The organism is Nostoc sp. LEGE 12454 (assembly GCF_056620565.1).
Window position 1 is genome coordinate 1 of sequence record NZ_JBWQXL010000016.1, and the last position, 13,469, is coordinate 13,469.

The 13,469-nt window shown below is 42.6% G+C and carries 8 protein-coding genes and 1 pseudogene; 2 read left to right on the top strand and 7 right to left on the bottom strand.

The features are described 5' to 3' along the window. Positions 1–3,806 (bottom strand): annotated as a pseudogene (locus tag AC1F2U_RS17960) (nSTAND1 domain-containing NTPase); the annotation flags it as partial. A 223-nt stretch (positions 3,807–4,029) separates the two neighbouring features. On the opposite strand from AC1F2U_RS17960, the gene AC1F2U_RS17965 reads away from it, so the two are divergent. Next, on the top strand, positions 4,030–4,335 hold the full coding sequence (locus AC1F2U_RS17965; RefSeq protein WP_480262336.1) for a hypothetical protein: 306 nt from the start codon (positions 4,030–4,032) through the stop codon (positions 4,333–4,335). 31 nt (positions 4,336–4,366) lie between these two features. Here the strand turns inward: AC1F2U_RS17965 and AC1F2U_RS17970 are convergent, their stop codons facing one another. The 6 genes from AC1F2U_RS17970 to ssuD form a co-directional block, all read right to left on the bottom strand. Next, positions 4,367–5,671 carry a P-loop NTPase fold protein gene (locus tag AC1F2U_RS17970; RefSeq protein ID WP_480262337.1) on the bottom strand — a complete coding sequence of 435 codons (1,305 nt, stop codon included), beginning with the start codon at positions 5,669–5,671 and terminating at the stop codon, positions 4,367–4,369. A gap of 632 nt (positions 5,672–6,303) precedes the next feature. Next, positions 6,304–7,659 carry a (Fe-S)-binding protein gene (locus AC1F2U_RS17975; RefSeq protein ID WP_480262338.1) on the bottom strand — a complete coding sequence of 452 codons (1,356 nt, stop codon included), beginning with the start codon at positions 7,657–7,659 and terminating at the stop codon, positions 6,304–6,306. Positions 7,660–7,721: 62 nt separating this feature from the next. After that, positions 7,722–9,080: an FAD-binding oxidoreductase gene (locus AC1F2U_RS17980; RefSeq protein WP_480262339.1), complete on the bottom strand. Its 1,359-nt coding sequence runs from the start codon at positions 9,078–9,080 to the stop codon at positions 7,722–7,724. Between the two features lie 775 nt (positions 9,081–9,855). Further along, a complete protein-coding gene (gene ssuE / locus AC1F2U_RS17985) occupies positions 9,856–10,422 on the bottom strand; it encodes an NADPH-dependent FMN reductase (protein WP_480262340.1) in 567 nt (188 codons plus the stop codon). Further along, positions 10,419–11,057: a beta-class carbonic anhydrase gene (locus AC1F2U_RS17990; protein WP_480262341.1), complete on the bottom strand. Its 639-nt coding sequence runs from the start codon at positions 11,055–11,057 to the stop codon at positions 10,419–10,421. Before AC1F2U_RS17990 ends, ssuE begins: the two co-directional genes overlap by 4 nt. Positions 11,058–11,084: 27 nt before the next feature. Beyond that, positions 11,085–12,245 (bottom strand): FMNH2-dependent alkanesulfonate monooxygenase, encoded by a 1,161-nt coding sequence (ssuD, locus tag AC1F2U_RS17995; RefSeq protein ID WP_480262342.1) that lies wholly within the window; start codon positions 12,243–12,245, stop codon positions 11,085–11,087. Between the two features lie 477 nt (positions 12,246–12,722). Here ssuD and AC1F2U_RS18000 point away from each other — a divergent pair, with 477 nt between their 5' ends. After that, complete coding sequence (locus AC1F2U_RS18000; RefSeq protein ID WP_480262343.1) at positions 12,723–13,256, top strand: MgtC/SapB family protein; 534 nt, start codon at positions 12,723–12,725, stop codon at positions 13,254–13,256. Positions 13,257–13,469 lie beyond the last annotated feature (213 nt).

Sequence of the window (13,469 nt, forward strand, 5' to 3'; positions counted from 1 at the left end):
GATGCCCTTTGAATTCTTGTAGCAGTTGCCCGTTGAGCGTCCACAACCGCGCTGTGTTGTCAGATGATGCCGTGGCGATGGTTTTACCGTCCGGGCTGAAACTCACACTTCTGACTAAGCTTTGATGTCCTTTGAATTCTTGTAGCAGTTGCCCGTTGAGCGTCCACAACCGCGCTGTGTTGTCAGATGATGCCGTGGCGATGGTTTTACCGTCCGGGCTGAAACTCACACTGTTGATTTCGCCTTGATGCCCTTTGAATTCTTGTAGCAGTTGCCCGTTGAGCGTCCACAACCGCGCTGTGTTGTCAGATGATGCCGTGGCGATGGTTTTACCGTCCGGGCTGAAACTCACACTTCTGACTAAGCTTTGATGCCCTTGAAACTGGTTACGTTCTTTAATTTTATCGAGAATAGTATTCAAAGCCAAAATAGGGCTGATAGCTGGATATTTTTCTAAAGGGCGACCATCTTTTACCAAAGATTTTAACTCTTTCCCACTCTGCACTGCTGCCACCAGTGATTCTAACTCAACATACTCAAACTGTCTTAAAGCATTAACACCTGCCCGTTCTAATTCCGTTCCCTTTTGTGATTCTTTTTGTGCTGTCTCTGCTCCTTCTGTTGCTTTCTGTGCTTGTGCAAGTTTTGCTTGCGCTTGGTTGAGGGTGCTTTGGGCTTGTTGAGCTTGAGATTCTGCTTGCTGTTGTTTTGTCGCTGCTTGTTGTAATTTTACTTGAGCAGCTTTTATATTTTCGCTTGCCGTTTTAATTCTTTCCTGGGCTTGGGCATTTTTCTGTTGTAGCTTTTGTAGTCCACCTGTTTGCTCATTTACTTTATCCAAGTCTGCTTTAGCAGTACGCAGGCTTTCCTTTGCCTTTTTAGTTTCTACTTTTGCTACTTCAAACTTTTTCTCTGCATCATTCTTTTTAGTTTCTAATTTTTGCGCTATATTCTGTATTTCTGCCTGTTTCTTCTGTGTAGCTTGCAAACGTTGAGTTACTAAATTGTATTTAGTTTCAGCCGTTTTAACTGTCTTTTCTGCTTGTTGCTTTTTATCATCAGCTTTTTTAGCCACTTGAATTTGACTCAATGCATATAAGGATAATATGCCTGCAAATAATAATAGACATACCGCTAAACCAGAACTCACCCTCAACTGCATCTGTCCTTGGCGAATTTGTCGCTTGGCTTCTTGTTGAGCATCAACTAATATCTGCCTTGCATCTTGTTCAAGCTTCAGCTTCTCTTCTGCTTGCAAGCGTTGTTCTCGCTCTCTAGCTAGTTCTGCTAATATTTCATTGCCCTGTTGTTGGCGAATGAACGACACAAGGTAATCATGAACCAATTGATAACGGTCAGCCGGAGATTCTGGTAATAGCAACACTAACCTCGATGCCACAAAAATCTCTAACACCAAATCTAGTTTATCGGCTTCTGCTGCCAAATCTGCTGCTAACTCAGCACGAGTCTTCAGGGGACGAGTCCCATTTTCATCTGTGAGTAAATATAAAACCAGTCGTGCAACCTGTTCATTCTCCGCACCACAATCATGGATGACTTCTTCTAAAAATCGCTCAACCAGTTTTTCTTTCGTACCAAATTGACAATACTTATCTAAAGTTGTAATTTTCTCAGTTTGCAATTGCGTCCCCACAATTTGTAACTCAATTGGGCGTACCTCCCCCAAATCACCTGCTAAATCTTGCACTAATTGATCGATGAGCGCAGGCTCAAGATAAAATTGAGAACGTTCTGTTAAACTCTGCACCACAGCCTTAGTTAGCATCTGCTGGAGAAAAATTACCTAAGTAATAACGAATATTTTTATCAAGAATATTATTATTAATTGCAGTCAAATTAAACAGACGGTCTAATTCTAATAAATAATGTAAATAATCTTCCCGCAAAGACAAAATTATCTTAACAAAAGGAATATCTAGACAAACTCGCAAAAACTCATAAAATGCTCGTCGTTGACCTTGGTCTGGATAAACAAAGAAAAACTCCTCAAACTGGTCAAACATTAAAACCGTCAACAAATTTCGGTCAGCATTTCTCCGTAATTGTTCTAAAATAGCTGTTGAAGAATCAAGATTAGCAAACAATTTATTACCTCTGACTTCCTCAAAAGCCTTAGCTAAACTCTGCCCCAACATCCCCACCCAATCTGTATAAACTCGCAACAAAACAGGTAAAGCATCTCGCTCTCCAATTGCTTGCTGTTGCAACGCCGGGATTAATCCACCCTGCAAAATCGAGCTTTTACCCACTCCTGACTGACCATGAATTACAGTCAATTTATGCTCAGTCCCACCAATTCTTTCTCGCAACCGCTTCACATCTTGCCCCCGACCAGAAGCGGCAATTTCTTGAGCAATTGTTTCAGAATTTTCTACCTGCAACTGTGCAGAATTAATTGCCTGTCGCTGCGGATTGAGATAAGATGCACCAACAAAAGCGCGGAAACCATACTGTTGTTCAATTTGTAATTGTTCTTGCTTAATATGAAAAGCTTTCAGATATTCGCCTTGTTCAAAGTAGAGTAAACGCAACCTTTCTAATATAGATATATATAATTGTGGGTTGTACTGATGATTACTTTCCAGCTTTGCAGCTTTTAAACTATTAATCGCTACTTGATATTGACCTAAACCCTGTTGTGATTTTGCTAAAATAAACCGATGCAATCCCAATTCATCTGATTGAAGATTAGGGATGTCAGCTAATATTTTTAATGCTTGCCCTGCGAGTTGATGAGCTTCATTCCAACGTGATTGCTCTAAGGCTACTTCTGCCAAAAAACCATAATCTTTAGCCAACTGCAACGGCGTGCCATAATTTTGATGTAGCGGCAGAGATTTTTCCACAAGGCTTTGCAACTCTGACCATGCTTGTAAACGTCGTAGCACTTCACCCAGTTTAGTAATATGTTTTGCAACTAAATCTGAACGTTGTGCTTGTTCAAAAATTTCAATAGCTTGCTGAAAGTAATTTCTAGACTCTTGCCAATAGCGTTGATTTTCTGTCTGATTTTTTTCAGCTTGGCGGTTATAAACTGAAGCAATATTAACGAGTAATATACCTTGTCGCTCTAAATAATTACTTTGTCGCCAGAACCCCAAGCTTTGTTGATAATGTGTTAAAGCAGAATCTATCTCATCATGTAGATAATCATTTAAACCAAGCACAAATTCTAAACTTGCTTGCAGTGCTGGCTCTAATACCTCTTGACGGTTTTGCAAATCTTGACGAGCAGTTTCTAGTTCCCGGCACATTTGGGGATTCGGCGTGACATCACCAGCAAAGATTTCATCGCTTTTTTGCTGAAGGAAGTTGACTAACTCATCGGTAGGGTTTTCAAATTCAGTGATAGTTGCCCAATTTTCTAAATCAGTTGCTAATCGAATAAATTTTTGTAGAACTAAATCATTAACCCACAACAATATCGGAAACGGGAAGTTCTTTCTAAACTCCTCCCGTACTTGGTTAGCTGAAGTCAAAACCTTATCAATATCTTTAATCGACTCCAAACCAAAAATCATTAATGCAGGTGGCTGTTCATCTCCCAGTTGTTCGCGAATATTTGTGTAAAGCGTTTCAACTGATGCAGGTAAAGTAATTTCGCGTATGGGTACAGGAGTTAATTGGTGCAGGCGTTCTACCATACGCTGACGTAAAGCAGCATAGTTACAGCGCAGCAAAATCAGCGAAAATTGCCCTTGAGAAAAGGTAATTGCTCTGACTAAAGTTTGTAATGAACTCTCATTATCAAAGGCTAAATTTTCCGGTTCTTGCTGATTACTCATAACATACAGCAGTTTTCTTTTGCATGAAGTACAAAGCTACGGGTTTTGAGGTAGGTGGTCACTGAGCGTAGTCGTTGGCGCAGCCTCTCGTAGAGAAGTGAGGCAGGAGGGCAGGTGGTTACTGAGCGTAGTCGTTGGCGCAGCCTCTCGTAGAGAAGTGAGGCAGGAGGCAGGAAAGACGACGGACAATTTCTGCTAGTTGTAAAAAGCTGTAGTTGTGAAGATGACAACTGACACGGCTCCCGCACTTGTTGAAACGGCTCCCGCACTTGCTGACATAGCTCCCGCACTTGCTGACATAGCTCCCGCACTTGTCGATCTAGCTCCCACACTTGTCGATCTAGCTCCCACACTTGTTGATCTAGCTCCCACACTTGTCGATCTAGCTCCCGCACTTGTCGATCTAGCTCCCGCACTTGCTGATATAGCTCCCGTACTTGTCGATTTAGCTCCCACACTTGCCGATCTAGCTCCCGCACTTTTTGATACCGCTAACGTTGTGCCATTTTACAAAATACCTGATAGTTAAGGGCGTAAAACTCTACGCCTCTACAGCCGATTTATAACCTAAATTCCTTGGCTTGTGCCAAAATCGGATTGATATCAAACCACGAACCATCTTCATTTCGGTATTCAAATACAAACATACTGCGGAGCAAAAGTTCGTATCTTTCATGACCTCTCAGGTTTTTCTCTTGCGCCACCTCACGTAGTAATTCCCATTCATCGGGCGTAATTGCCAAAGTTAGCTCATTGCGGCGTTGTTTAATCACTCTATTTACGCACTCTTGCGACAAAGGCGGGTCTTCTTGCTGAAGACAGCGAAACAATAACATCAACAAATTACGCAAATGACCACCGCTAACTTGGCAAAGTCGCTCTAAAGTATCAGGACTATCAAAAACCTCAGTAATTAAATTCCGACTTTGTTCCCAACTGACACCAGGAAAAGCCCTCGCCATGACCATCTGTTGCAGCAGCGTGATTCCTTGTGAAAATTGCGAACCATCTTGTAATTGCACAGGAACCATCGGCAAAACCTTGGGGTCTACGCCAAAGCGATTTGTTAACCTGCCTAAAGCGTTGGAAAAAATCAACACTAACGGAATAGTATAAACAACATGACAATTTAGCTGGTTTAACTGTTCGCCCCGTTCCACAAAGAGATATTCTGGCTGGTAATGACCGGAAGGTTTCTGAGAATTATCTACTCTGTCGAGATTATCTATAATTACCACCAGTCCTTTTTTACCCTGCTGCTTGAGTTTTTCTCTAGCAGGCTTGAGCAATTCTTTGTTAATTGATTCTAAAATGCCATTGGTGCGCGGTTCTAAATATTGCCGTAACTGACCGCGAAGTTTGGGACTATCTTTAGTTTTGGCGGTAATCTTGGCAATACCTACAGATAATTCAGCCTCCACCCCAATGTCTAACGGCGTTTGCAAAAACTCAGAAATTTCCGTAAATAGATTTTTAAAGTATCCTGGCTTCAGGTTAATTTTGATTGCTTCCAGACTTTGACTCACCTCACGAGCTACTGCTAATAAAATATCTGTAACATCAATATCAGCCATATCCAGGCTTTGGCTAGACTCGAAATAAACCACATGAAATCCCTGCTGCTCTACCTCTGCCTTTAGCCGCAGTAACTCAGTGGATTTACCACAACCGATATGTCCGGTAAACAATTGACAAGTAGGCTGCTCAGGTGAAAGGCGGGTGATAGTTCGCCCAAGTTCCTCAATAATTTTTGCACCACGCACTTTAGAGAAATCAATATAATATTGTCTATCCTCCGGTTTGCTCACAACCAGAGTCTTACTGGGGTTGCAAGCTTGAAAAAACCTGACTAAATCTAGTTTCATCACAAATTACCCGAAATCAGCTTGACGCTCTTGCCCATTTCAGTGATTATACAGACGATAAAGCGGCTATTTCGGAAAAAAGTCTTTAAGCTAGCTGATTAAGAGACTTCCAATAAAAAATATCCCAATAGTAGGGGTTCACAGCTGTGTATTGGTGTCAATTTAACGCGAAACCCTTATCAATCCCTGATATTGAGTTCATTCACTTACGGTTACTCACCGCGTCATCCCACCCCGGTTTTGTCTAAAGCCAAAACTGCCCCTCCCCTTACCAAGCGATGGTGTACACATAAGTCGAATTACCCCCCTTAATCCCCCCTTGTAAAGGGTGGAAACCAGAAAATCTAGTTCCCTCCCCTTTACAAGGCTACGGTGTACACACAAGTCTTCTAGAGTTGCACCACAACCTTTTGATCCCCCCAACCCCCCTTAAAAAGGGGGGCAAAAAGCTCTCAAAGTCCCCCTTTTTAAGGGGGATTTAGGGGGATCTACGACGATTTTGGTTTTCTAGAAAGATGTGTGTACACCGTAGCCTTTACAAGGAGAGGGTTAGGGTGGGTAAAGCATATCTGGGACATTCTGCCTTTACCAAGAGAGGACAAAAGTAAATGCACAACGCAGCTAGCAAACGTCTACAATTTCAATTTCTCACCGCGAATCGAATAATCTAACAACTCCATCGGGTGAATAACTGAAATCTTCTTACCTTGCGACTGCAAATGCTTAGTAATTTGCAAAGTACACCCCGGATTAGCAGAAGCAATTAATTCAGCACCAGTATTCAACAAATTCTCTACTTTTTGCCGACCCAATTCTTCAGCAACTTCCGGTTGCAGCATATTATAAACCCCAGCACTGCCACAACATAAAGCCGCGTCTATTGGTTCTCTCAACTTCACCCCTGGAATTTGCCGCAACACCTGACGCGGTTGCACGCTAATCTTTTGTCCATGCAATAAATGACAAGCATCTTGATAAACTAAATTCAATGGTTTATCAGTCAACGGTGAAAGTTTTGCTGTTAACCCAACAGTTGCCAAAAACTCTTGAGCATCTTTAACCTTAGCCGCAAAATCCTTCGCCTTTTCTCGATATTCTGGGTCACTTTCTAAAATGTGGCCGTATTCTTTCAAAGTATGACCGCAACCAGCAGCATTGATAATTACAAAATCGACATCTGTCTTGGCAAAACTATCAATCATCTGTCTTGCTAAAGCTTTCGCCTGTTCTGTTTGTCCTTGGTGTTCGGGAAGCGCCGCACAACAACCTTGAGATTTGGGAATCACAACTTCACAACCATTCGCTGTTAAAACGCGCACTGTCGCTTCATTTACGGGAGAGAAAAACAGCCGTTGCACGCAACCTAAAATTACCCCAACTCGGTATCGCTTCTCACCTTTAGCGGGAATCACAGTAGGCAAATTATCTTGAAAAGATTTGAGAGTAATTTCTGGCAGAATTGATTCCATTGCTGCCAAACGGGGCGATATTTTATTCAGTAAACCCGTAGCGCGAAAGAATTTGGCAAATCCTAACTTTTGATAAACCAATAACGGAACTAATAAAACCCGTAAAAGATTGGGGTAAGGAAACAAAGAAAATATTAGTTGACGAAAAAATCGATCTGGTAAACTGCGGGGATAATTTCGTTCAACTTGATGACGAGTTGCAGAAATTAACTTGTCATACTGCACGCCAGAAGGACAAGTACTCACACAAGCAAGACACCCCAAACAAGAATCAAAATGTTCTACTGTTGCCGTATTGAGGGCAATTTCACCCTCATTAATTGCATCCATTAAATAGATGCGTCCTCTAGGAGAATCCATCTCCTTACCCAACACCCGATAACTAGGACAAGTCGAAAGACAAAATCCACAATGTACACAACTATCAATTAACTTCGGGTCAGGCGGATGACTCTCATCAAAGCCCTTCAAATTCTTTAAACTAGCCGTATTATTAACAGAATTTTCGGAAACTTGCATATTTCTCTTTTTCCCCTCTTCCTTTGCGTCCTTTGCGTCCTTGGCGGTTCGTTTTCTTAAAACTAAATTCCACCCACAAACCGACCAGGACTTAAAATATTCTTACTATCAAACTGTTCCTTAATACGGCGCATCAACGGCAAAGCATTCCCCGTATAACCCCAAACATCTATTTGTTCTTTAACCCCAACTGGTGCTGACAGAATTGTTAAAAAACCTTTATTCGCTTGAGTGCGTAGGCGCAGCCCGCCGTAGGCATCGCTACCAGCAGAGCCTAGCTCATCGCGGATTTTCAAAACTTGATTTTTACTCTCTAATTGTAACAAACCTAAACCACTACTAATATGAATTAAACCCAACTCCACCTGAGTCAAAATCTCCACAGCAGCAGTAGGTAACACTCCTATTTTGCAGGTAATTACCGATTCTATAGCAGTAGTATGTATTCGTTCTTGCAATCTCTGCCATAGATTAGCTTCATCACCATCAGCAAAAATTGCCCCATCTAAGCCCAACTTTTGCCCAACTTCCAAAACTCGGTTTGATTGTTCCTTAACACTCTCACTAATACTTTGAAAGCGAGCAATTAATCCCAGTCCTTCACCCAAACCTAAGCTAGACACCAATTTAGTCGATAGTAAATCAGCCTGAACTGGTGTTAACGCCGAACCTCGAAGGACATCAGCCGCTTGAGAGACAGCCTCAGCTTTTCCAGTTAGTACCACCGTCCCCGATGCCTCTGCTAGCGGATACAGGCGAAAAGTTAGTTGACTAATAAAGCCTAATGTGCCATAAGACCCCGTAAGCAACTTCATTAAGTCATATCCGGCGACATTTTTAACTACTCTTCCCCCAGCTTTGGCGATTTCTCCATCAGCACGGACAAAGGTAATACCTAGTAACTGGTCGCGTACACTGCCATAACGTTGCCGCAGAGAACCTGTATCACCTGTGGCAACAATACCGCCAATGGTTGCTGACTCTGGTGCTGTGGGGTCAAGGGCAAGAAATTGCCGCGATTTTGCCAAAAGTGCTTGCAAATCAGAGAACTTCATCCCAGCTTCTACTGTGACAGTTAAATCACCAACAGCGTGTTCAATCAGTTGGTTGATGCGTTCTGTACTAACTACAACATCAATACTTTTTGCTAAACCACCCCAACTAAGTTTACTGCCACTACCACAGGGAAGGACGCGCCAGTTATTTGCGTGAGCCTTGGTAATGACTGCGGCTAGCTGTTCTTGGCTGCGGGGATAGACAATACAACTGGGTGAATTTCCAGAAGCTATAGCCTGTTGAATACGTTTTTGCTGACTGAGTTCGATATTTTCCCAAAGGCTAATAGCATTTTCTTCACCGACGATAGATGCAAGTTCAGAAGCGCAGACGCCTTGCGGCTTGTCGTTAGACATCGCTTTCATTGAGTTTATTTTTTTACGCCCTACTTCTAATTTACTGGCTAACCTGACCAAAAAAGCGCATTGCCATTAATATACGGTGGCTTTAATATGAAAAGCGATTCCTACGGCTGGTTGCGCCAACACAGGTGTAATTCAAATATATGAAAACTGCTGTAAGAGGATGTTTGAAAAGTTCTCTTCTTGGTAGCAAAACGTTTTAGATCCCCCTAAATCCCCCTTAAAAAGGGGGACTTTGATTCCGGTTCCCCCCTTTTTAAGGGGGGTTAGGGGGGATCAATAAGTGCCTAAAATCACAGCGAAACACTTTTCAAACAACCTCTAAGGTATTAGCCTTATCCAACCTATAATTTTGTGAATTTGTTGATAAATAGGACTTACGCAAAAATCGCCCAAAAGCTTAATTTTTCGAACCGCCAAGACGCCAAGACGCCAAGAATTTGTAAAGTGTGCGTAAGTCCTAATAAAGTTTGAAATTTAAGTGGAGAAAGTAGTAGATGAGTAAATTTCACTCATCTACTACAGGTAGAGTTAGGAGACAATTTGCATATATACAAGATATTTTATAAAAAATAATAAATTATAGCGGTGTTAGTTGAATAGACTATAGAAGTTGGGAGATAAGTATGAGCGTAGTCTATAAATAATTTTAATATTGCAAGAAAAGTGCAATTTATGAAAGTAAAGTTATGTACGTCTGATTAACTTTAAAAAAAAGTAACAGATGGGTAAAAGTTACCCTTCTGCTACAAGCAAACGGAGGTATAAACTTAATTATTTAATTGGCATGAACCAATTCTTGAGGCGCTGCGGCATCATATTCTACAGCTTTAACAAATTCCTTGAGAACGTCTTTGAGTCTTTGCTCAATTTCCTCATCTAACAGAACGCTGTTATCGGCTTGGCGTTGAATTTGTTTGTCTACTGCATAAATAGTGGCTAGTATGTGCCGTGCCCCTAATTCAGATAATACAGGTTTTAGGGCATATTCAATTGCCAATAAATGAGCGATCGTTCCACCCAGAGCAATTGGTAACACGGGTTTACCTGTTAATGATTTTTGTGGCAGCAAATCTAGAAATGTTTTTAGCACTCCTGTGTAAGCAGCTTTGTAAATTGGGGTGGCAATAATCACACCATCTGCCTTTGCTAATAATTCTTTTGGCTGTTCTAAAGCAGGGCTATCGTATCGTCCAAAAACTAAATCTTCAGCAGGCAAATCTCGAACTGAAATAATGTCTACATGCAAGCCTTCTTGTTGTAACAGCTGGGCAGTGTATTCGACAACACCATAGGTTCTAGATGGGTGGGTTGGACTACCTGCGATCGCTAAAATATTTGTCATTCAATTAAACTCCCAATTTCTAAAACGGGTTCAGTATGTTTTGTGGTTTTGGTATTCATAGCTGATGCTGTGTTGACTTTCTCACTCAGGCGTTTGTAAGGATGGCGCAAACTCATACTCTCTACTTCCCAGATGTAGCCATGAATAACTACATCTTGGGGAATTAAAGGAGAATTACGCAGTAATTGCACTTGCTGTGTGCAGATTTCATCCACATCGGTAAAGGTTTTGATCCATTTGGAAAAAACGCCTTTTGGTAGCTTCAATTCTGGCAAAGCAGGATCGACACTAACTCGATCCACATCAATACCTTGATTTCGCAATACCTCACTGAGAAAGTCTCCTGATGCTGTCATCATGCCACATTCGGTATGATTAATGACGATGATTTCTTTTGTGCCAAAAAACTGTGTAGTTAACATCGCTGACCGAATTGCATCATCTGTAACTAACCCCCCAGCATTACGGAAAATATGAGCGTCTCCTTCACCAATTCCTAATGCTTTCTCCACTGGTAAACGTTCATCCATGCAAGCTAGCACCCACAAGCGTTTATTGTTAGGTATTCCCAACTGACGACGCAATGCCCACGCTTCTTTTTCTGAGATTTTTTGGTCGATTTGTTGGTGCAGCATTGCTGTTAATCTCCTAGTTCTTAATTACTAGGATATGGACGTTGCTCTTTCTTGAGGCTTTTGCTTAGGGAAATCTTCATTTGCCACAATTTCGCCGAATGGACTTAAGACGTGTTGCTTCTCCACTGCGGGTAAATTATCTAATGGCAGATGGGGAAATAGAAGTTCTGCAACTCGATAAGCTTCCTCTAGGTGGGGATAGCCAGAGAGGATAAAGGACTCAATACCTAAATCTGCATATTCTAGTATCCTGGCAGCTACGGTTTGGGGATCGCCGACTAAGGCTGTTCCTGCGCCACCCCGCACTAAACCGACTCCCGCCCACAGGTTCGGGCTAATCTCTAATGCCTCACGATTACCGTGGTGTAATTGAGTCATTCGCTGTTGTCCAACTGAATCCATTCGGGCATAAGCTTTTTGGGCTTTAGCGATCGCCTCATCATCTACATATTTAATCAAATCATTCGCCGCATCCCAAGCTTCACTCTCGGTTTCGCGCACAATCACATGTAGACGAACCCCAAACCGCAAAGTCCGGCCTTCTGATAAAGCAAGTCTCCGAACTGCTGCAATCTTCTCAGCTACTTGCGCCGGTGGTTCGCCCCAAGTTAGATAGACATCTACGTGCTTGGCAGCAATTTTTTGAGCAACAGGAGAGGAACCGCCAAACCACAAGGGCGGATATGGCTTTTGAACAGGTGGAAACAGCAGTTTCCCATCTTGGATATTAAGATAGTCGCCTTGGAGATTGGCTTGTTCTCCACTAGCGATCGCTCGCCATACTGTCAAAAATTCATCTGTTAATTCATAGCGCTGATCGTGATCCAAATGCAAGCCATCTCCCGCTAATTCCACGGGATCGCCACCTGTCACGACATTAATCAGCAAGCGTCCCCCAGAGAGGCGATCGAAAGTCGCCGCCATCCGCGCCGCTACTCCAGGTGATACCAAGCCGGGACGAATCGCTACCAAAAAACGCATCTGTCGCGTCAGTGATACCAACGTTGACGCTACAATCCAAGCATCTTCGCAAGAGCGGCCTGTAGGCAGCAATGCCCCTGTATAACCAAGGTCATCCACCGCTTGGGCAATCTGCCGCAGATAGGGAAAGCTTACTGCCCTTCCACCTGTAGCAGTTGCAAGGTAACGTCCGTCGCCGTGGGTTGGGATGAACCATAGTAGCTGCATGAATCTTGTCCTTTTAAACTACGGTAAAGCGATAAAATTACCGTATTTTGTTTATAGATGTAGAGTATCACATATTCTACTTAAGTAAGCAAGAAGTTTTTTCAGAAACTCCGGTATTCCTATCAGACCAATGTATATTAGTCGGTGTTCAATAAGCTAGCGTTGGGTATTGGCATTAGGTACAAGAGGCAGAGGTGCAGAGGGAAAAACTTACTGCAACTTCTTGCCTGCCCCTCTTCTCCCCTGCTCCCCTGCTCCCCTGCTCCTCTACCCCCTTTCTGTCTCTAGGAAGAATCCAGCAATGGTAGCTTTGTGTATACTTATTTACTTACTCATAACCTTTTGTTAAATTAACCTTAATATACTAAAAACCTATTGATTTGCTGTGCTTAAGTTTTCAGCGACAAAAGTGGGTAGCCATCCAGCCCACTGCCAATAGGTGCAAAATTCTGTTCTGTCTCTAGGAGAAATAAGGCAATGGGGCCGATGTTTATTGCTGCCAACGATTGGCCACATATAGCGTTTAGATTGTCTTTGGCGCTCCTGGTTGGTTGCTTGATTGGATTTAACCGTCAGCAAGGGGGTAGACCAGCAGGGATGAGAACATTCATGCTCGTGAGTATGGGAGCAGCATTATTTGTGATGATTCCTTTGCAGGCTGAGGGCGAGAGTCCCTATGCTGCTACCAATGCACTGAGTCGCACAATTCAAGGTGTAGCTACCGGGGTTGGATTTCTTGGAGCCGGATTGATTTTACAAGAGTCTCCGAGAAAATCTGCAACGCCAAAAGTAAAGGGTTTAACTACAGCCGCCTGTGTCTGGACAGCGGCCGGGTTGGGGGCTGCAATTGGTTGTGGTCTATGGCAAATGGGATTATTGGGAGGCTTACTGACTCTGATTACCCTAAGTGGCGTGAAGCGGCTCAATCGCACATTTGTATTTCTGACGAGTCAGGGTAAACAAGGGACTACTCAGGATCTCACAACCATCTCTGATGAAGATGATGATTGACTATCGTTATCCTCCAATTGAAAACTATACTTGTATTGTCCAAAAATCAGGTGAAATAGATCGGATTCTCACCTAGTATTTGGCTGAAAAATAATTTGTTGTTTCTTAGCTAATTTTAATCAGTTTATCAGGGCTAATTCAGAGCGATCGCTGATTATAGTCATTCATGTAGGGAATCCCGTACTGGAATTGATTAGCCAGTGAACCGGAAAA

Excerpts from the sequence above, each read along its gene's own strand:
- AC1F2U_RS17980 (WP_480262339.1), bottom strand. The coding sequence starts at position 9,080 with ATGAAAGCGATGTCTAACGACAAGCCGCAAGGCGTCTGCGCTTCTGAA.
- AC1F2U_RS17965 (WP_480262336.1), top strand. The coding sequence starts at position 4,030 with ATGACAACTGACACGGCTCCCGCACTTGTTGAAACGGCTCCCGCACTT.
- AC1F2U_RS17970 (WP_480262337.1), bottom strand. The coding sequence starts at position 5,671 with ATGAAACTAGATTTAGTCAGGTTTTTTCAAGCTTGCAACCCCAGTAAG.
- ssuD (WP_480262342.1), bottom strand. The coding sequence starts at position 12,245 with ATGCAGCTACTATGGTTCATCCCAACCCACGGCGACGGACGTTACCTT.
- AC1F2U_RS17990 (WP_480262341.1), bottom strand. The coding sequence starts at position 11,057 with ATGCTGCACCAACAAATCGACCAAAAAATCTCAGAAAAAGAAGCGTGG.
- AC1F2U_RS18000 (WP_480262343.1), top strand. The coding sequence starts at position 12,723 with ATGGGGCCGATGTTTATTGCTGCCAACGATTGGCCACATATAGCGTTT.
- AC1F2U_RS17975 (WP_480262338.1), bottom strand. The coding sequence starts at position 7,659 with ATGCAAGTTTCCGAAAATTCTGTTAATAATACGGCTAGTTTAAAGAAT.
- ssuE (WP_480262340.1), bottom strand. The coding sequence starts at position 10,422 with ATGACAAATATTTTAGCGATCGCAGGTAGTCCAACCCACCCATCTAGA.